17 protein-coding genes are annotated in these 18,669 nt (G+C 67.5%); 11 read left to right on the top strand and 6 right to left on the bottom strand.

Annotated features, from left to right (window positions below; all coding sequences use genetic code 11):
- Position 1: 1 nt before the first annotated feature.
- Entirely contained in the window at positions 2-1,297 is a 1,296-nt protein-coding gene (locus ACLQ3C_RS13630) for an aspartate aminotransferase family protein (RefSeq protein WP_425705605.1), read from the bottom strand.
- Between the two features lie 192 nt (positions 1,298-1,489).
- Positions 1,490-2,050 (bottom strand): GtrA family protein, encoded by a 561-nt coding sequence (locus ACLQ3C_RS13625; RefSeq protein WP_425705604.1) that lies wholly within the window; start codon positions 2,048-2,050, stop codon positions 1,490-1,492.
- A gap of 116 nt (positions 2,051-2,166) precedes the next feature.
- On the opposite strand from ACLQ3C_RS13625, the gene ACLQ3C_RS13620 reads away from it, so the two are divergent.
- From ACLQ3C_RS13620 to ACLQ3C_RS13605, 4 genes are all read left to right on the top strand, one after another.
- Positions 2,167-3,192: a D-2-hydroxyacid dehydrogenase gene (locus tag ACLQ3C_RS13620; RefSeq protein ID WP_425705603.1), complete on the top strand. Its 1,026-nt coding sequence runs from the start codon at positions 2,167-2,169 to the stop codon at positions 3,190-3,192.
- Positions 3,193-3,208: 16 nt separating this feature from the next.
- Entirely contained in the window at positions 3,209-4,327 is a 1,119-nt protein-coding gene (locus ACLQ3C_RS13615) for a hypothetical protein (protein WP_425705602.1), read from the top strand.
- An 82-nt stretch (positions 4,328-4,409) separates the two neighbouring features.
- Positions 4,410-4,979, top strand: a complete 570-nt coding sequence (gene pyrE, locus ACLQ3C_RS13610; RefSeq protein WP_425705601.1) for an orotate phosphoribosyltransferase — start codon at positions 4,410-4,412, stop codon at positions 4,977-4,979.
- 3 nt (positions 4,980-4,982) lie between these two features.
- Positions 4,983-5,672: a TrmH family RNA methyltransferase gene (locus ACLQ3C_RS13605; RefSeq protein ID WP_425705600.1), complete on the top strand. Its 690-nt coding sequence runs from the start codon at positions 4,983-4,985 to the stop codon at positions 5,670-5,672.
- 27 nt (positions 5,673-5,699) lie between these two features.
- Here the strand turns inward: ACLQ3C_RS13605 and ACLQ3C_RS13600 are convergent, their stop codons facing one another.
- Positions 5,700-6,443, bottom strand: coding sequence for a DedA family protein (locus ACLQ3C_RS13600; protein ID WP_425705599.1), 744 nt, complete (start codon positions 6,441-6,443; stop codon positions 5,700-5,702).
- 244 nt (positions 6,444-6,687) lie between these two features.
- Here ACLQ3C_RS13600 and fbaA point away from each other — a divergent pair, with 244 nt between their 5' ends.
- Positions 6,688-7,722 (top strand): class II fructose-bisphosphate aldolase, encoded by a 1,035-nt coding sequence (gene fbaA, locus ACLQ3C_RS13595; protein WP_425705598.1) that lies wholly within the window; start codon positions 6,688-6,690, stop codon positions 7,720-7,722.
- A 626-nt stretch (positions 7,723-8,348) separates the two neighbouring features.
- Here the strand turns inward: fbaA and ACLQ3C_RS13590 are convergent.
- Complete coding sequence (locus ACLQ3C_RS13590; protein WP_425705597.1) at positions 8,349-10,478, bottom strand: hypothetical protein; 2,130 nt, start codon at positions 10,476-10,478, stop codon at positions 8,349-8,351.
- 252 nt (positions 10,479-10,730) lie between these two features.
- Between ACLQ3C_RS13590 and ACLQ3C_RS13585 the strand changes: the two genes are divergently transcribed.
- Genes ACLQ3C_RS13585 through ACLQ3C_RS13575 form a run of 3 tightly spaced genes read left to right on the top strand, consistent with a single transcriptional unit; the run spans position 10,731 to position 13,298 of the window.
- Positions 10,731-11,174, top strand: coding sequence for a DUF3151 domain-containing protein (locus ACLQ3C_RS13585; protein ID WP_425705596.1), 444 nt, complete (start codon positions 10,731-10,733; stop codon positions 11,172-11,174).
- Between the two features lie 47 nt (positions 11,175-11,221).
- Entirely contained in the window at positions 11,222-12,322 is a 1,101-nt protein-coding gene (locus tag ACLQ3C_RS13580; protein WP_425705670.1) for an FUSC family protein, read from the top strand.
- Positions 12,323-12,374: 52 nt separating this feature from the next.
- On the top strand, positions 12,375-13,298 hold the full coding sequence (locus ACLQ3C_RS13575) for a cation diffusion facilitator family transporter (protein WP_425705595.1): 924 nt from the start codon (positions 12,375-12,377) through the stop codon (positions 13,296-13,298).
- Positions 13,299-13,342: 44 nt separating this feature from the next.
- On the opposite strand, the gene ACLQ3C_RS13570 is transcribed toward ACLQ3C_RS13575, so the two are convergent.
- Entirely contained in the window at positions 13,343-14,188 is an 846-nt protein-coding gene (locus tag ACLQ3C_RS13570; protein WP_425705594.1) for a site-2 protease family protein, read from the bottom strand.
- Positions 14,185-14,865 (bottom strand): hypothetical protein, encoded by a 681-nt coding sequence (locus tag ACLQ3C_RS13565; protein WP_425705593.1) that lies wholly within the window; start codon positions 14,863-14,865, stop codon positions 14,185-14,187. The genes ACLQ3C_RS13570 and ACLQ3C_RS13565 overlap by 4 nt, the downstream gene beginning before the upstream one ends.
- A 73-nt stretch (positions 14,866-14,938) precedes the next feature.
- On the opposite strand from ACLQ3C_RS13565, the gene ACLQ3C_RS13560 reads away from it, so the two are divergent.
- The 3 genes from ACLQ3C_RS13560 to ACLQ3C_RS13550 all read left to right on the top strand — a co-directional run bounded on the left by ACLQ3C_RS13560 (position 14,939) and on the right by ACLQ3C_RS13550 (position 18,619).
- Positions 14,939-16,225, top strand: a complete 1,287-nt coding sequence (locus ACLQ3C_RS13560) for an adenylosuccinate synthase (protein WP_425705592.1) — start codon at positions 14,939-14,941, stop codon at positions 16,223-16,225.
- A gap of 418 nt (positions 16,226-16,643) precedes the next feature.
- Positions 16,644-17,234, top strand: coding sequence for a TetR/AcrR family transcriptional regulator (locus ACLQ3C_RS13555; protein WP_425705591.1), 591 nt, complete (start codon positions 16,644-16,646; stop codon positions 17,232-17,234).
- Entirely contained in the window at positions 17,231-18,619 is a 1,389-nt protein-coding gene (locus tag ACLQ3C_RS13550) for an alpha/beta hydrolase domain-containing protein (RefSeq protein WP_425705590.1), read from the top strand. The genes ACLQ3C_RS13555 and ACLQ3C_RS13550 overlap by 4 nt, the downstream gene beginning before the upstream one ends.
- Positions 18,620-18,669: the final 50 nt, after the last annotated feature.

Raw genomic sequence — 18,669 nt, 5'->3', positions numbered from 1 at the left:
ATCATCCGCCGAGAACCGACCGCAACGCAACGGCGAAACGCTCGATCCCGAGGCTGATCTCGTCGGCGGTGACGGTCAACGCCGGAATGAGGCGGACGACGTTGCCGGCCGGACCACAGGTCAGGGTGAGCAGGCCATGGGCGGTGGTGGCGCGCTGCACCGCGAGCGCGGTGTCGGCGTCGGGTCGCCGGGTGGCGCCCTCGCCGGTGACGAACTCGATTCCGATCATCAGCCCGATTCCACGCACATCGCCGACCGCGTCGAAACCGGTGGTCACCTCGCGGATGCCGACGAGGAGCTGCTCGCCACGGACCGCGGCGTTCTCCACCAGGTCTTCCTCGGCGATGACGTCGAGGGTGGCGATCGCGGCGGCTGCGGCGACGGCGTTGCCGCCGTAGGTGCCGCCCTGCGAACCGGGCCAGGCCTTCCTCATCAGCGCGGTCGGCGCGGCCATCGCGGAGATCGGGAAGCCCGATGCGAGACCCTTGGCGGTGATGATGATGTCGGGGATCAGGCCGTCGGTGTGCTGGTGACCCCAGAAGCGTCCGGTACGTCCGAAGCCGGCCTGGACCTCGTCGAGGATCAGCAGGATGCCGTGGCGGTCGGCGCGTTCGCGCAGTCCGGCGAGAAAGCGCGGGGGAGCGGGCAGATAGCCGCCGTCACCGAGGACGGGCTCGATGAGGAAGGCGGCGGTGTCGTTCGGTGCGACACGCGAGGTCAACAGGTAGTCGAGTTCGGCCAGCGCGAAGTCGACAGCGGTGTCGGTATCCCACCCGTACCGGAAGGCGTAGGGGAATGGTGCCATGTGGACGCCGCCCATCAGTGGCGAGAATCCGGCCGAGAATCGGGTGCCGGCGGTGGTGAGGCTGGCCGCGGCCACGGTGCGACCGTGGAAGCCGCCCTGGAACACCACGATGTTGGGTCGTTCGGTGGCCATGCGCGCGAGCCGGATCGCGGCCTCGACGGCCTCCGAGCCCGAGTTCGCGTAGAAGACCGAGTCGAGTCCGGCGGGCAGCACACCGCCGAGTTTCGCGGTGAGTTCGAGCAGCGGCGGATGCATGACCGTCGTGTACTGGGCGTGAATGATCTTGGTGCACTGCTCCTGCGCCGCCGCGACCACGCGCGGATGACAGTGCCCGGTACTGGTGACGCCGATGCCGGTGGTGAAGTCGAGGTAGGTGTTGCCGTCGGTGCCGTGGATCCATGAGCCGAGGGCGTGGTCGACGATCACCGGGGTCGCCTGCTTGAGGATCGGGGAGAGCGTGGCGGTCTGCGTGGCGGGTTCGACGGCGGTCATGGCACCACGGTGACGCCCTATCGTCGGATTGTCAACAATTGAACAGCGCAGCAGGGCGCGGGATGGGGCGCTGAAGGGGTCCGCGGTCTGCCGGAATATGGATTGCGGCTATGGCGACGGTCGAGCCGATTATTGTCGTGGCCGTCGCTATGGCCGCAACCTATATTCGCTTGCGCCGGGCCGGGCCGGTCGTCAGTCGATGATTCGGGCGGACTCCACGGGCGAGCGGACCGCCCGGAAGGTCCACAGCTTGTTCACGATGAAATTGATCGGCATCGTGATGACGATCGTGATGATCTGGGCCCAATACTCGCGTGAATGCAATCCGGCGCCTTCATGGAAGAAGGACGACGAGAGATACAACGGCGAGGTCGGGTTGGTGAAGCCCACCTTGAGGAACAGGCCGACGATCGCCGCGACGCTACCCACCGCGAGGAACGGCCAGAACTCCGACCACCAGGTCGCGTGCTGGGAACTCTTGAACGTCCACGACCGGTTGAGCTGGAAGTTGACGAAATTCGCGACGAGGAACCCGACGATCCACACCAGGACCGTGAAACGCACGTTGTAATGGCTGCCGGGAATGTGCCAGACCACGTCGAAGGCGTTGGCGGTGCCGCCATGGGCCTTGTTCATCAGGACCGCGACGATCATGTTGACGACCACGCCAGAAGCGCCCACGATGCCGAACCGGACAAATTGTCCGAGGTTACGAACGTGGGTGGCGTACCGGTCATCAAGGGTCACGATCACTGTGCGCAATATACGCTACGACCGGGCTGCGACTCGCAGGCAACCGTTCATCATCGCCGGTGTTGCGGAATTCGGCAACCGGGCGGGGCACTCCCGGGTTCGGTAATTTGAACCACATGGCTACCGGCAGTACGACCAGATCCCGACCGGTGGTGGCCCTGCTGGGATCACCCGAGGCGCCGCCACCGGTGCACCTGGCCGAACTCGAGGACATCGCCGATATCCGGCACACCACCGCCGACGAGCTGGGGACGGTGCTGCCCGGAGCGGATGCGCTGGTGGTCTGGGACTTCTTCTCCCGCGCACTGCACGACAATTGGCGGGCGGCCGATTCGCTGCGCTGGGTGCACGTGTGCGCGGCCGGGGTCGATTCCTTGCTGTTCGACGAACTCGTCGCCTCCGATGTGGTGGTCACCAACGCGCACGGGGTGTTCGACCGCCCGATCGCCGAGTTCGTGCTGGCCTCGATCCTGGCTCGCGACAAGCGTTTACACGAGTCGATGGCCCTGCAATCGCAGCGGGTCTGGAAGTGGCGCGAGACCCGATTGACCACCGGGACGTCGGCGCTGGTGATCGGCACCGGCGGGATCGGCCGCGAGATAGCCCGCCTGCTGAGCGCGGTCGGCATCCAGGTCACCGGCGCGGGCCGGCGCGCCCGCGACCATGATCCGGACTTCGGCGTCGTGCGCGAGACCGCCGGGCTGAGCGAGTTCGTCGGCGACTTCGACACCGTCATCGCGATCGCGCCGTTGACCGCCGAGACCGAGTACATGATCGGTGCCGACGTCCTGGCGGCGATGCGTGCCGACGCGCACTTCATCAATGTCGGGCGCGGTGCCCTCGTCGACGAGCCCGCCCTGATCGAAGCCCTGCAGGCCGGCCGGATCGGGGCGGCATCCCTCGATGTGGTCGCCACCGAACCGCTGCCCGCCGACAGTCCGCTGTGGGCCATGGACAACGTCGCGATCTCTGCGCACCTGAGCGGCGACGTCGTCGGGTGGCGCGATGTCTTGAGCGCGCAACTGCTCGATAACCTGCGCAGATACGCCGATGCCGGACCCGGAGACCTCGAGCGGCACCTCGTCAACGTGGTCGACAAGGCGCGTGGATACGTCGTGCGGCGCGACCCGCGGCCGGCCTGACGTAGTCTGTAGCGCGATGACCATCGTCTATTTCGTGATCGCCGCCATCGCATTGGCCGGGGCGGTGGCACTGCTGTGGCTCGACCGCCGTCGCTCCTCGGGCACGCGGCACCAACGCGCAATCTGGGGCGACGAACACGACTTCAAGTTCCGTGAGGCCGACACCAAACTCCGTACGGTATTCGGCCGCGCGACCATGAACGCTCCCGACACCGTCGCGGTGGAAAACGTCGCCTACGGCCACTACGGGGGTGTCGAGGTGATCGTCTTCGACATGTCGGAGACCGCAACGGTGATCGCCGTTCGCCGCTCGTCACCGTCCGCGGTGGTCGTGGACCTGCGCCATGAGGACGTCCTCGCGCCGGCGGAGGACGACGTCGAGCTTCTCGGGGCAATGGGGCCGCGCGTCATGTTCTCCAACAACCTCGACGCGGCCCGCCGGGTGTGCGATCGGCGCATGGTGTCGCTGGCCACCAAGGCGCCGGCCTATGTCGAGGTGCTGTGGAACGAGGGCAATTGGGCGCTCGGGTCGTTGCCGCTGACCGACGACGCCACCGAGCTCGACACCGGCCTGGAGGTCGTACGGCGCTTCGCCGACCTGCTGCGCGTGCTTCCGCCGTTGCGGGAGCCGCAGGATGCGCCCGACCCGCGCGATCCGCACGGTCCCACGCGCGCCGAGCTGGCCGACGAGAAGACCGAGAACATGCGCGACAAGAATCGGCGAGCCCGCATGGAGGCCGCTGCGCGCGATGGCGCTCCCCGCGATGGCGCTCCCCCCACCGCCGCGGCGCCGACGGCGCTGCGGCGTCCGGCCGAGGCGCCGCCGCGTCCCCGGCGTGCGCCCGCCGCCCCGGCCGAAGGCCGCTCGACCGCCCCGGCCGAAGGCCGCCCTGCTGCACCGGCCACGGGCCGCTCTGGGGTCCCGGCCGAAGGCCGCTCCAGTACGCCGACCACAGGTCGGCGGATGTCGCCGATGCCGGTGCGCGGCAAGCAGTCTCGGCCGGCGAGTGCACCCGATGATCTCGACCGTGTCGACGATCTCGACTACGACGACGACATCGCACCGCCGTCGCGGCAGGCACGCAGTGGTCCGAGTGAGATGCCCTCGTCCCGCAACCGGCACCACCGAAACTGACCGCAATCCACATGCATGCTGCCCGGTCGTATGAACGCGCATCCGGGTGTTCCGGCCACGTCGCCAGAGAGTGAGCTCATCAGTGTCTGCATCAATTCCGTCCTCGCCCATCGTCGACACCGGCGACCGTGATGTGCTCGCCGAACTGGTCACCGAGTTGTCGGTGGTACACGGCAAGGTGACGTTGTCCTCCGGCAAGGAGGCCGACTACTACGTCGACCTGCGCCGCGCGACGCTGCACCATCAGGCGTCGCCACTGATCGGCATGCTCATGCGGCAGTTGACCGCGGATTGGGAGTTCGACGCGGTCGGCGGTCTGACACTGGGCGCCGACCCGGTGGCGACGTCGATCATGCATGCCGCCGGCCGCGCCCTCGATGTATTCGTCGTACGCAAGGCGGCCAAGACGCACGGGATGCAACGCCGGATCGAGGGGCCCGACATCGCCGGGCGCCGCGTGCTGGTGGTCGAGGACACCTCCACCACCGGTGCGTCGCCCTCGGCGGCGGTGGAGGCCGCTCGCGAGGCGGGGGCGACGGTGGTCGGGGTGGCGACCGTCGTCGACCGGGCCACCGGCGCCGACAAGGTCATCGAAGCCCTGGGTGTGCCCTACCGCTCGTTGCTGTCGCTGGCCGACCTCGGCCTGGCCTGAGGCGTGTCGCGCGACGATTCGGACGGGTCGGCGCTGCCCGGCCCGACCGAATGGCAGTCGACGTCGGCGCCGCCGGTGGGCGTGGGGCCGTGGGACACCGAACACGATGGCCCCGCCCCGGCCGACCCGCGCTACGACCCCGAACTGCTGGCCGGCGGGGACACCCGCAATGTGGTTGACGCGTACCGGTATTGGACGCGGGACGCGATCATCGCCGACATCGACACCCGCAGGCATCCGCTACATGTGGCGATCGAGAACTTCACCCACGACGCGAACATCGGAACCGTGGTGCGTACCGCCAATGCGTTTGCCGTCGCCGCGGTGCACATCGTCGGGCGGCGACGCTGGAATCGCCGCGGCGCCATGGTCACCGACCGCTATCAGCACCTCGAACACCACGACACCGTGGCCGATCTGATCGCGTGGGCGCGCGAGCGGGGCCTCGCGGTCGTGGCCGTCGACAACACGCCGGGTGCGCAGCCGCTGGAGACGGTGACGCTGCCGCGGGAGTGCATCCTGTTGTTCGGTCAGGAGGGTCCGGGGGTCAGCGCCGACGCACAATCGCACGCGGACCTGACAGTGTCGATCGCCCAGTTCGGCTCCACCCGCAGCATCAATGCCGGTGTCGCGGCGGGCATCGCCATGCACGCCTGGATTCGTCAGCACGCGGATCTGGCGCAGGCCTGGTAGCCGCGCCGGCCGCGGAGTGCGGTCGGCTCAGACGGTGTCGGAACGCCGATCATCGGCTCTCGGCGCGGGTGCGTCCGCCACGGCGGTCGGCTCGGCCGGGTTCCGCTTGGCGACTCGCCGACGGCGATACCACTCGATGAACATCGGGGCGATCGAGAGCACGACGATCACGATGAAGATCGGTTCGATGAGTTTCTGCACGATCTCGAAGCCGCCCAGCCAGTAGCCGAGCAGGGTGATGCCCACGCCCCAGATGATCGCGCCGATGATGTTGTAGACGGCGAACACCGGCCACTTCATCCGCGCCGCACCGGCCACTATGGGCGCGAGGGTGCGCACGATCGGTACGAAGCGGGCCAGGAAGATGGTGATCGGGCCATGCTTCTCGAAGAACGCATTGGCCTCGATGAGGTAGCGCTCCTTGAGGAAGCGGGCGTCGGGCTTGAACATCTCGGTGCCGACGAACCGTCCGATCCAGTAGCCGATCTGGCCGCCGATGATCGCGGCGACCGGAATGAATATGAGTAGCTGCCACAGCGAGGCGAACTTGTCGATGCCGTCCTTACCGCCTGCGGCGACGACCATGCCGGCCACGAACAGCAGCGAGTCACCCGGCAGCACCGGGAACAACACACCCGATTCGATGAGGATGACCAGGAGCAGGCCCCAGAATGCCCAGGCGCCGAACCAGCCGAGCACGTTGATGGGGTCGAGGATGCCCGGCAGCGCGACCGCAGTCGTGGTGGCCTGGGCAAGTGCGGTGTCGATCACGGGTCACCAGGCTACGCGGCGAACCTGAAGGTTTGCCAGGAGCATGTCCCGGCCGTCGGCGATGCCGATCGGCGGGCTCGCCTTTGCGCCGAGCGCGCTCGCCAACGCGCCGAGCGCGCTCACACGCGCGCTGTCGACGAACTGAGCGGCTCGGATGCCGGTGCACACGGCCGCGGTGACCTTGCCATACTGAACGGGAGTGATCGACTCGAAGCGTGAACCTTATCCGGTTGGAGGACGTGAAATGCCCATAGCAACCCCCGAGCAGTACGCCGAGATGTTCCAGAAGGCAAAGGAGGGCGGCTACGCGTTCCCGGCCATCAACTGCACGTCGTCGTCGACGATCAATGCGGCCATCAAGGGCTTCGCGGATGCGGGTAGTGACGGCATCATCCAGTTCTCCACCGGCGGTGCGGAGTTCGGCTCGGGCCTCGGCGTCAAGGACATGGTGACCGGTGCGGTCGCGCTCGCCGAGTTCGCGCATGTCGTCGCCGCGAAGTACGACGTCACGATCGGTCTGCACACCGACCACTGCCCGAAGGACAAGCTCGACACCTACGTGCGGCCGCTGCTCGCGATCAGCCAGGAGCGCGTCGACGCGGGCCGCAATCCGTTGTTCCAGTCGCACATGTGGGACGGTTCGGCCGTGCCGATCGACGAGAACCTCGAGATCGCGCAGGAGCTGCTGGCCAAGGCGGCAGCCGCGAAGATCATCCTCGAGATCGAGATCGGCGTCGTCGGCGGTGAAGAGGACGGTGTGGAAGCCGCCATCGACGACAAGTTGTTCACCACGCCCGAGGACTTCGAGAAAACCCTCGCGGCGCTGGGCGTCGGGGAGAAGGGTGTGTACCTGCTCGCCGCGACGTTCGGCAATGTGCACGGGGTGTACAAGCCCGGCAACGTCAAGCTGCGCCCCGATGTGCTCAACACCGGCCAGGAAGTGGCGACCAAGAAGCTGGGACTGCCCGACGGATCCAAGCCGTTCGACTTCGTCTTCCACGGTGGCTCCGGCTCGCTGAAGAGCGAGATCGACGAAGCGCTGAGCTATGGCGTCGTCAAGATGAACGTCGACACCGACACCCAGTACGCCTACACGCGACCGGTCGCCGGCCACATGTTCGGCAACTACGACGGCGTGCTGAAGATCGACGGGGACGTGGGCAACAAGAAGGCCTACGATCCGCGCGGGTGGAGCAAGAAGGCCGAGACCTCCATGAGCGAGCGCGTCGTCGAGGCGTGTACCGACCTCAAGTCGGTGGGCAAGTCGATCAGCGCCTGACCACCTCGGCGACAGCGCTCTTCAAACGCCGCTCTGCAAACGCCGACATCGCTTACCCAAGCGCTGTCGGCGTTTTTGTGGGGCGCCCTCGGCGTAACTGTGGGTTCAGAGAGTCAGGATGCCGACGAGGACAGCGATCGCCAGGAGAACCATCACGATCGCGGCGCCGATGACCATCGGGTCGGCGCGGCGGCGATGGCGTCGCGATGGCGTCGTCGAGCGGGGTGCGGATTTCGGGCGGGTGCCCGGCGCAGGCCGGGAGATAGGCGGCTGCGGTGGCGGCCCTTGCTGTGGTGCGGGCCGAGGCGCCGGGGTGTGCCACCGATCGGGTGGCGCCGGGGCGTCGCGCGGTGGCCTCGGCGGCGGTGGTCCCCAACCGGCCGACTGATTCCCGCTCGGACGCGAATCATGTTGCGGTGACCGCGGTTTCGGTGGGTTGACGTGGTGCGCGCCCGGAGTGGTCGGGCGGCCGTACAGAACGTCGGGGCGCACGCCCATCGGTAGTGGTGGGCGGTCGGGCGGCGGTGCCGGGCGCTGATGCCGGCCCGGACCGTCGATCGGAGTGGTGGGCACCGCGTTGTGGCCGGCGTTATCCGCCGGCGGCACACCCGCGGTCGGCTCACCGGTCACTGCTTGTCGCAGACCTTCCAGTTGTCGCCCTGCTTCTGCAGGTTGATGGCGACCCGCTGTGGCTTGTCGGGCGTACTCGTGTTGACTGCGGTCACCTCGACGAGAGCGGTGTCGCCGTCGACGCGAACCGCGTTCACCTTCTGCACCTGCACCAGCTCGTTGCGCGACTTCTGCGATTGGTAGAGCTTGGTCCAATCGCCGTCCTGCATCTTCTGGTAGTAGGTCAGCTTGTTGCCGCAGGTGACGTTGCGCAGGGTTTGCAGATCGCCGTCATATACGGCGTTGCCGTAGGTTTTCGCGGTGTCCGCGGCGGCGTCCTCGGGCGCGACCGGACGCGTCTGGAAGTACGCGAACACGCCGACCACGACGGCGACGATCACCACGACGGCCGCGATCGCGGAGAACAGGATGCCCTTGCGTCGGCGACTGCGGCCGGCCTTCTGGGGCTTGGATGGCAGCTGCTCTTTCTCGCCCGGAATGACCTGCGGCTGGTGCGCTGTCGTCGACCAGCCCTGGGTCGCTGCGGCACCGGCCGCCGCGGCACCGCCGGCGGCGACGCCCCCTGCGGCCGCGGCCGCGGGTCTGGTCAGGATCTGGGTCTTCGAGTCGTCGGCCGGTGGTTGGTCGGCCGGTGCTTGGGCCTCCGGGGCTTGGGCTTCGGGGGCTTGGGCTTCGGGGGCTTGGGCTTCGGGGGCTTGGGCCTGCGCTGGTTCTGCGTCAGCCGGTTCCGCCTCGGTCACCTGATCGGTGGCCGTCGCCACCGGTATCTTGGCGGTTTCGTCGTCGGCCGGGCCCTCCTCGGATTCGGCCTCTTCGGATTCGCCCGCGTCGGATTCGCCCTCGTCCGATCCGCTCTCGTCGGACACGGTCTCCGTGGCGTCCGCCTCTTCGGCGGTGGCCTCGTCGCTGCTTTCCTCGTCGCTGGTGTCCTCGTCGGTGACCGCCTCGTCGGGCTCCGCCGCGGTCTTCTCGGCCTCGGGCTCTGCGGTCTCGTCGCTGTCGGTGGCCTCGGGCTCGTCGGCCTCATCCGCCTCGTCGGCTTCCGGCTCGGTGCTCTCGGCCTCAGCACCTTCGGTCTCAGCAGCCTCGGTCTCAGCATCTTCGGCCACAGCATCTTCGGCCACGTCGGCTTCGGTCTCCGCAGCTTCGGGGTCGGCGCTTTCGGGCCCCGACTCGTCGGTCTCGGTGGGCCCCGTGTCGTCGGTCTCGGTGGGCCCCGACTCGTCGGTCTCGGTGGGCCCCGTGTCGTCGGTCTCGGTGGGCCCCGTGTCGTCCGAAACTTCTTGTTCCGCAGGTGTTTCGGCTGCCTCCTCGTCCGCGGTGTCATCGCCCGCGGTGGTGGCCTCGGCGTCGTCGACGTCCTCGGAAGCGCTGTCGGCGTCCTCTGCAGTGTCGTCGGCGTCTGCGGTGTCGTGGTCATCTGCGGCCGCGGCAGCGCCCGCCGCGGCTGCGCCGACGACGACTGCACCCGCAGCAACCGGCGCATCGGATCCGGTGGGAGCGCTGTCGTCCTCGGATGCTCTGTCGTCCTCCTCGGATGCGCTGTCGTTCTCGGGAGCGCTGTCGGTATCAGATCGAGCGCTGTCGGCATCCTCGGGGGCACCGCCGTAGGCGTCGACATCCTCGAGGTCGTCGAGCTCCGCGGGGTCGGGCAGGCTGGACCGGCTGATGACCTTGGTGGCCGAATCGATCCCGCGTCCGCCGCGCGGCCTCGGATGATCGGTCACCGGGTCTCCTGTGGTCTCCGTAGAACTGTCGGTTTGGTGAGAACTGTCGGTGTGACCAGAATTATCGGCTGCGGCCGAATCATCGGTTCGGGGCGATTCGGTCTGGTCGGCGTCAGCCGCATTGTCTTCGGGTTGCGGCTTCGCCGGGGCCGTCGGTATCCGGAACGGCTTGGTCTCCGCGTCCATCGTCGAGGAGTGCGGCGGTCGCGAACTCGACTCGGCAGGCCGCCCGGACGGGCCGTTCTGGGACGGTTGGGGTGCGACGTTGCGCGACGCGGGTGGCCGGGGACCGGCCGGGCGCGGAGCCGGTCCGGCGTCGGACGTACGCGAATCCCGCATCTTGCGTAGCTTCGAGAACGCCTTGGTGACAGCGGACTTCCGATCGTCAGACTGCGCCATCGGTCATCACCACACCTTCCTCGAACAGCATGCTCGAAGTTTGCACACGAGAAGATCTCCCCCCGAAAAGACGGCATCGCACCTCGCAACGCGACGAAGTGCGCCATTCACACTAGCGAACGGCCGCACTCGTCATCACCTCGGGAGAGTGGCTCATCCGGTCGGATGACGATTCGCCGACCTGCGGTGTTACCTCGGCGCCGCCGCACGTCTTCGTAGGCGTTGCGCAGACGGCGATGCTTGAATGGGGGAGTGACTTCCTTTGGAGATCTTCTCGGCCCACAGCCCGTCTTGTTGACCGGTGACGACGATGCCGAATCGGCGCTGCTCAACGGTGCCGAGCCCGCCCAGGTGGCGGCCGGTCATCCCACCGCATCGATCGCATGGGCGTACCTGGCCGAACGCGCTCTCGACGGCTCGACGACCGGTGGCGAGGGCGACGTCGTCAAGGTCATCGAGGCGTACGCCTACGCACGAACCGGGTATCACCGGGGACTCGACCAGCTGCGGCGACACGGCTGGAAAGGGTTCGGGCCGGTGCCGTGGAGCCACGAGCCCAATCAGGGCTTCCTGCGGTGTGTCGGCGCGCTCGCCCGCGCGGCGCAGGCGATCGGCGAAGAGGACGAGTACCTGCGATGCCTGGACCTGCTGAACGACAGCGATCCGACCGCCGCCGACCACCTCGGACTGCACTGAGCTCGGTGACCTCCTGGGCCCGGCGCCGCTACGAGGCGCTGCCGCGGATGTTGCGGGTGCGCATCCGGCGACTCTGGTTGTCGTTGGGCCCGATTCTGCAGTGCGCGATCGCCGCCGGTATCGGCTGGTGGTTCGCGCTGGATGTGCTCGGCCACCAACAGCCCTTCTTCGCCCCCATCGCCGCGATGATCTCGCTGGGCCTCTCACTCGGGCGACGGTGGCGCCGATCGGTCGAACTGGTCGGTGGCGTCACCATCGGAATCCTGATCGGCGATCTACTCATCACCGAAATCGGTAGCGGCACTTGGCAAATCGTCGTCGTGGTGGCGCTGGCGATGTCCGTCGCGGTCTTCCTCGACGACGGCCCGCTCATCCCGATGCAGGCCGCGTCGTCGGCTGTGCTCGTGGCCACCCTGCTGCCGCCCGGCGGGATCGGCGGATTCCACCGCGCCATCGACGCCCTGACCGGCGGCTTGATCGGCATCCTCGTGGGGGCGTTGCTGCCGGCCAATCCGGCGTCACGGGCACGTCGTGACGCCGCGTCGGTACTCGCGACGGCGCGTGATGCCGCCCGGCAACTCGCCGAGGGCATGCGCTCCGGGAATGAGCCGACGGTGTTCGCCGCGCTGGAGACGGTGCGCGGCACCCAGGGCGCGATCAACACGATGCGCCAGGATATGAGCGGTGGCCGCGAGATCAGCACGATCTCCCCGCTGTACTGGGGTTCGCGCATGCGGCTGCAGCGCCTCTCGGCGACCGCCGACCCCATCGACAACGGGGTACGCAACTTCCGCATCATCGCCCGGCGGGCACTGGGCATCACCCAGCGCGGCGAGACGATCCGGCCCGAACTCGTCGAGATCATCGGTGATCTCGGCGGGGCGTTCGAGGTGCTGCGGGAGATGATGCTCGCCGATCCCGGCAAGTCGCCGGACGCCGCCGATGCCGCGCGCGTGCTGCGCACGATCGCACGCAAGGCGAAGATCGAACTGGCCGAGGAGCGCGGGATGTCGGAGACGGCGTTGCTCGCCGAGATCCGGTCGCTGCTCGTCGACCTCTTGATGGTGGCCGGATTGCGGCGGTCCTCGGCCATCGCGACGCTGCGGTGGCCGAATGGCTCACCCGGCGACCAGCACGCAGCGGGTTAGGCGTACCTAAGGCTTGGCATATATGCGAGTCGACGCATATATTGGCAGGGTCATGGGCCATTCACATTCGCACTCCCACGGCCATTCGCCCGCCGACGCCACGAATGGCTCGCACCGTCGTATCTGGCCGATGGCGGTGGCGGTGGCGTTGATCGGCTCGTACTTCGCCGTCGAGCTCGGCGTGGGCGTCGCCGTCGATTCGCTGGCGCTGATCGCCGACGCGGGGCACATGCTGACCGACGTGGTCGCGCTGGTCATGGGCCTGATCGCGCTGCTGTTGGCGCGTCACGGCAAGGCCACCGACACCCGGACGTTCGGCTGGCATCGGGCCGAGGTGTTCACCGCGGTGGCCAATGCGGTCCTGCTGATCGGGGTCGCGTGCTTCGTCGGATACGAGGCGATCGAACGGATCGGATCTGATCCGCACGTTCCGGGACTCACCCTCATCGTCGTCGCTCTGGTGGGACTGGCGGTGAACATGATGGTGATGTTGCTGCTGCGGGCCGACTCGAAGGGTTCCATCGCGGTACGCGGTGCGTATCTGGAGGTGCTCGCCGACGCGGTCGGCAGTGTCGGAGTGCTGGTCGCCGGTGTCGTCGCGCTGACCACCGGGTGGGGATACGCCGACATCATCGTGGCGGTCGGCATCGCGATCTGGGTCGTGCCGCGGGCACTGCGTCTGGCGATCGACGCGCTGCGCATCCTCAACCAGCAGGCACCCACCCACATCGACGTCGACGAGGTGCGCCGCGAACTCGCCGAGATCCCGTCGGTCACCGACGTCCACGATCTGCACGTCTGGTCGCTGACGACCGGCATGGACGTGGCGACGGTCCATCTCGGCAGCGACCGGCCCAACGCCGAGGTGCTGCCGGCCGCACAGGCGGTACTCGCCCGGCACGGACTTCCGCACGCCACGGTGCAGGTCGAACCGGCCGTCGACCAGCAGCGATGCCGTGAACACCTCAGTTGGTGAACACCTCAGTTGGTGAACACTGCAGTTGGTGAACACTGCTCGGTTCAGTGCCGCCAGAACAAGAAGGTGTTCCAGCCCCAGCCGGCCAGTCCGGACGGCACTCCCGACAGCTCGAACAGCCAGAAGATGAAGTCGAAGAACAGCTGGTTCAGCTGCGGGATGAACAGCAACGCGAAGATGATCAGGAATCCGTAGGGCGCGATCTTGGCGGCGCTCTGGCGGGTCTGCGGCGACAGGTACGGCTCGATGGCGCCGTAGCCGTCGAAGCCGGGCATCGGGATCAGGTTCAGCACCGCGGCGGTGATCTGTAGGAACGCGAGCATCGCGAGCCCGTCCCAGAGGTTGATGGAGTCGGGATCGGTCACGAACAACCCGATCGGGCTGTCCACGAACGGCCCGAACGCGCGGATCACCACCAGCAGCACGATGGCCAGCACGAGATTCACCGCGGGACCGGCCAACGAGACCGTGGTGCGTTGTGCCCGGGTGAAACCGCGCTCGTTCAGATACACCGCCCCACCGGGAAATCCGATGCCGCCCAACAGGATGATGAGCAGCGGCAGCCCCAGTGACAGCGCGGGATGGGTGTAGCGCAGGGGGTTGAGCGTGAGGTATCCGCGCAGCTGCGTGTCGCGGTCACCGAAGCGGTAGGCGGTCACCGCGTGCCCGAACTCGTGCAGACACAACGAGATCACCCAGCCGGCCAGCACCAGCAGGATGACGCCGAGAGTGGCCTGACCCGACGAGCGATCGGAGCCGGCGCGGGCGGCGAGCCACCCGCCGAGCACCGCGACCGCGACCAGGCCGAGGAAGACCGCACCCGGCTGTATCGCCCGCGCGATCTCGGCGACCGTCGGGTTGCGCCGCTTGCCGAAGGCCGGGCCGGTCATGGGAGCACCAGTTTCAGATCCACGTGGTGACGGTAGTAGGTGGACCGTTTGACCGCACGATCGCTTGCGATCCCCTCACGTTCGACGACGATGTTCGGGCCACCGGTCTGCACCGCCCGGCCCCGATGCCAGCTGCGCCGGCCGGCCAGCGCAGCGACCATCCCGCCTTCGAGGCGGGTCCGCAGTCCCGGCTCCTGCGGCGTCGGCTCGATCCGGATTCCACGCACCTCGCCGGTGAACAGTCGGTGGTCGTCGACGTAGCTCTCCCCATGTAGCTGCGCGCCGTCGGCGCCGAGATGGCGGGCCACGCCGACGAGCACGGTCGCCGCGTCGTCCCGGATCAACGGCACGTCGACGGCGCGGCCGCGTTCGGCGAGTTCGCGGGCCCCCGACCCGTGCGGCAGACCGTAGGCGCGGGTGGCGGCAGTGGGCTGTGCGGCGACGTAGGCGACCTCGACGTCGAGTCGTTCGGTGAGCATCAATGCGCCGATGACCTGCGCGAGGTGTGCGTCGGGGTTCGCATTCCCGACATCGGTGCCGCCGGGGTCGGCGCCGGGTTCGACGATGAGCCGGGTGACGGCCGGGTCGGCGATCCGCTGCGCCACCGCGTCCCGAACCGCCCGGCGGGTGTTGCCGGATGTCGGCACCAGCGATGACGAAATGACCTCGAACGACATGGGAATAGGGTATCCAGCCTGCCGAACCAGTAAGGTTGTCCCGGTTTGGACTTGTGGAAGGGATGAACTGAGCATGGCCGCGATCGTGCTTATCGGCGCCCAGTGGGGCGACGAGGGCAAAGGAAAGGCCACCGATCTCCTCGGCGGCAAGCTGCAATGGGTCGTCCGCTACCAGGGCGGCAACAATGCGGGGCATACCGTGGTGCTGCCCAACGGTGAGTCCTTTGCGCTGCATCTCATCCCGTCGGGCATCCTCACGCCCGGCGTCTCGAACGTCATCGGCAACGGCGTCGTCGTCGACCCGGGGGTGCTGCTCACCGAGTTGGGCGGGCTCGAGGAGCGCGGCGTCGACACCACCGGGCTGCTGCTCTCGGCCGACGCCCATCTGCTGATGCCGTACCACGTGGCCATCGACAAGGTCACCGAACGCTTCCTCGGAAACAAGAAGATCGGCACGACCGGCCGCGGTATCGGACCGTGCTACCAGGACAAGATCGCGCGCGTCGGGGTGCGCGTCGCCGACGTCCTCGACGAGAAGATCCTGACGCAGAAGGTCGAGGCCGCACTCGAACTCAAAAACCAGATCCTGGTCAAGATCTACAACCGTCGTGCCCTCGAACCCGAGCAGGTCGTCGAGGAGGTCCTCACCCAGGCCGAGGGCTTCAGGCACCGCATCGCCGACACCCGGCTGCTGCTCAACCAGGCGCTCGAACGTGGTGAGACCGTGCTGCTCGAGGGCTCGCAGGGCACGCTGCTCGACGTCGACCACGGCACGTATCCCTATGTGACGTCGTCGAATCCGACGGCCGGCGGCGCCGCGGTGGGGGCGGGCATCGGCCCCAACCGCATCACCACCGTGCTCGGCATCCTGAAGGCCTACACCACACGCGTCGGTTCGGGACCGTTCCCGACCGAACTCTTCGACGAGTGGGGTGCGTACCTGGCCAAGACCGGCGGCGAGGTCGGCGTGACCACCGGCCGCGCCCGGCGCTGCGGCTGGTTCGACGCCGTCGTCGCCCGGTACGCGACCCGCGTCAACGGCATCACCGACTACTTCCTCACCAAGCTCGACGTCCTGTCCAGCCTCGACACCGTGCCGATCTGCGTGGCCTACGAGGTCGACGGGGAACGCGTCGAGGACATGCCGATGACCCAGACCGGCTTCCATCACGCCAAGCCGATCTACGAGGAGATGCCCGGCTGGTGGGAGGACATCAGCGAGTGCAAGACCTTCGAGGAGTTGCCACCCAACGCGCAGGACTACATCCGGCGGCTCGAGGAGTTGTCCGGGGCGTTCATCTCGTGCATCGGGGTCGGGCCGGGACGCGAGCAGACCATCGTGCGCCGCGACATCGTCTGAGTTCTCCGCGGTTCTCGACTCCACGAGAGTTCACCGCGAGGTGACGGCTGCCTCGCACGCAATCTGCGGTGACCACTGCTGATCGACTCCGATGCAGGTCGAGAACTCCCAGAACGCTACCGACACAACAGTTTTGGTAGTCAAGTTTTCGGTGCGCACTCCTGCCGCCCGGGTACTGTCGCCTCGGTGATGTCTGAACGCGGTTCATGCCGGCATGTGACACGTACAAGTGCGCCCGTGGTAGCGTGACGCCGGACGCAGTAAAGAATGCTGGCGTACTTCTCTTGGAGGTGTCATGGCGACCGACAGTGCGACAACCACGTCAGGCGTTGTCGCGTCGCCGGTCACGGCCGTGGGCCAGGTCCGGCCAGGAGTCTTCTTCGAACCACCCGGCTCGCTACCACGAGGACCCCATAGCGTGCCGCGGGAGAGGATTGCCGCCGCGCAGCGAGAAAGATTGTTGATCGGCGTCACCGAGTTGATCGCCGCCCGCGGGTACGCGGCGGTCAGCGTCAGCGACGTCGTCGCGCGCGCACAGGTGTCTCGGGCCGTCTTCTACGGCTTCTTCGCCGACAAACAGGAGTGTGCGGTCACCGCATACGACCGATTCATCGAGGTGCTGCTTACCGGGCTGGCGGCCACTATGCGGCCACAGCAGGATTTGACCGAGTTCGTCGATGCGGCGTTGCGCGCGTACATCACGCCGATGCGTGACGACCCGGTCGTCGGTCGTGCGTTCCAGGTCGAGATCGATGCCATGGGTGCTCCTGCACGACGTCGTCGACGGGAATCGCTGCAACTGTTCGCCGACGCATTGGGTGATCACCACCGGCAGCTTGCCGCCGCCGAGTCGGAACTGCTCGCGCCGTCGGCGTATCGGGGGGTGGTGTACGCAGTGCGTCAACTGGTGTCCGATGAGATCGAGGCCGACAACACGGCCCAACTGCTGGAGCTGGTCCCCGAACTCTCCGGGTGGCTCATGCGCATGCTGACCGGAGAACAACAATGACATCAGTACCGATACGACTTCTGAGTCGACTGCTGGTAGGCGCTGCGGCATTCGTTGCCGTCATCGTCGCTCCGAATTCGCATGCCAGTGCCGCGCCCGCCGCGGTATCCATCACCCCTCCGGTGGCGGCAGCCGCGGCAAACGATGGTGGTCGCGATCACCCGTTCGGCGCGTCTGCGGTGGAACTGTCGGGCCACGGCTACCTCGAACAGGAATACTTCTTCTCCGGCACAACGGCATTCGGCCCCTACACGTCACGAATGCTGGTCCGTCGCCCCGCAGATCCCAAGCGGTTCTCGGGCACGGTGATCACCGAATGGCAGAACGTGTCCAACAACTTCGACTTCGAATGTCTGTGGGCCCGTTCGGCCGACCACGTCATGCAATCTGGGGATGCCTACGTCGCTGTCGATGCGCAGACCACCGGGCTGTACGCACCGGGCACCGGTCTCAAGGCGTGGAATCCCGCGCGCTATCGGCCGTTGCACATGCCGCAAGTGGGATCGTTCGTCGCCGAACCGGCTGCCTACGAGATCTTCGGGCAAGCGGTCCGCACCATCCGCGGCCCATCATCCCCGCTCCGCCCGCTACGGCCCCGGGTGCAGATTGCCACCGGCTGCTCACAATCGGCCGGAACCCTGTCGATCTACGCCAACACCGTCGGTCCGACCTACGGCGGCATCGACGGCTATCTCATCTCCGAATTATCCACTGCCACACTGGGCCCGGCCGCCGACTCGGTCGCCGCGCCGCAACCACTACCCGCCGCAACCGGCGTGCCGGTGCTGCAAGTGAACAGCGAAACCGATTCCTCACATCGCCGTGCGCCCGACTCGCCGACCTACCGACTGTGGGAGGTCGCCGGCACCACGCACAGCGACCGCGACACCCAGGATTACATTGATCGGGTCGCGCGCCGTGATCTGGGCCGAATGCCCTCGGCGGAGCTTCGGTGCGCGGTTCCACCCTTGAGTCGCATCCCATTCAAGAACGTGCAGAATGCCGCGTTGACGGCTCTCGACCGCTGGATCCGCAATCGCATCCCACCTCCGACACTCGCGCCGATCGCCTACGACGACGGCGGCAACGTGATCCGGGACCGCGACGACAACGCGTTGGGTGGTATTCGACTGCCCGAGTTCGCAGTTCCCACCGCGACCGACAACCGAAACAACAGCGGCCCAGACGTATGTGCGCAACTCGTCGGCCGATCCATCCCGTTCTCTGCCGCGCGGCTGCGCCAGCTCTACACCAGCAGCACGGACTACCTCACCAAATTCCGGGCGGCGACAGATCGCGCTGTCGCCGACGGTGCACTACTGCCCTCCGACGCCCAACAAAGCCTTGCCGCCGCCGAGCGTCGGGCTCATCAACTGTGGCCATAAGTCCTCGACCATCCGCGCGCGGCCAACCGGCCTCGCCTTCCATCCAGGAG

Source organism: Gordonia sp. DT30, from assembly GCF_049844915.1.
Classification (GTDB): domain Bacteria; phylum Actinomycetota; class Actinomycetes; order Mycobacteriales; family Mycobacteriaceae; genus Gordonia.
This window is presented reverse-complemented; position numbering and strand designations above follow the sequence as displayed.

What these genes read in the sequence shown, in the direction of transcription:
- ACLQ3C_RS13630 (WP_425705605.1), bottom strand. Translation starts at nt 1,297, where the DNA reads ATGACCGCCGTCGAACCCGCCACGCAGACCGCCACGCTCTCCCCGATC.
- ACLQ3C_RS13620 (WP_425705603.1), top strand. Translation starts at nt 2,167, where the DNA reads ATGGCTACCGGCAGTACGACCAGATCCCGACCGGTGGTGGCCCTGCTG.
- ACLQ3C_RS13615 (WP_425705602.1), top strand. Translation starts at nt 3,209, where the DNA reads ATGACCATCGTCTATTTCGTGATCGCCGCCATCGCATTGGCCGGGGCG.
- fbaA (WP_425705598.1), top strand. Translation starts at nt 6,688, where the DNA reads ATGCCCATAGCAACCCCCGAGCAGTACGCCGAGATGTTCCAGAAGGCA.
- ACLQ3C_RS13590 (WP_425705597.1), bottom strand. Translation starts at nt 10,478, where the DNA reads ATGGCGCAGTCTGACGATCGGAAGTCCGCTGTCACCAAGGCGTTCTCG.
- ACLQ3C_RS13580 (WP_425705670.1), top strand. Translation starts at nt 11,222, where the DNA reads ATGTTGCGGGTGCGCATCCGGCGACTCTGGTTGTCGTTGGGCCCGATT.
- ACLQ3C_RS13575 (WP_425705595.1), top strand. Translation starts at nt 12,375, where the DNA reads ATGGGCCATTCACATTCGCACTCCCACGGCCATTCGCCCGCCGACGCC.
- ACLQ3C_RS13570 (WP_425705594.1), bottom strand. Translation starts at nt 14,188, where the DNA reads ATGACCGGCCCGGCCTTCGGCAAGCGGCGCAACCCGACGGTCGCCGAG.
- ACLQ3C_RS13565 (WP_425705593.1), bottom strand. Translation starts at nt 14,865, where the DNA reads ATGTCGTTCGAGGTCATTTCGTCATCGCTGGTGCCGACATCCGGCAAC.
- ACLQ3C_RS13560 (WP_425705592.1), top strand. Translation starts at nt 14,939, where the DNA reads ATGGCCGCGATCGTGCTTATCGGCGCCCAGTGGGGCGACGAGGGCAAA.
- ACLQ3C_RS13550 (WP_425705590.1), top strand. Translation starts at nt 17,231, where the DNA reads ATGACATCAGTACCGATACGACTTCTGAGTCGACTGCTGGTAGGCGCT.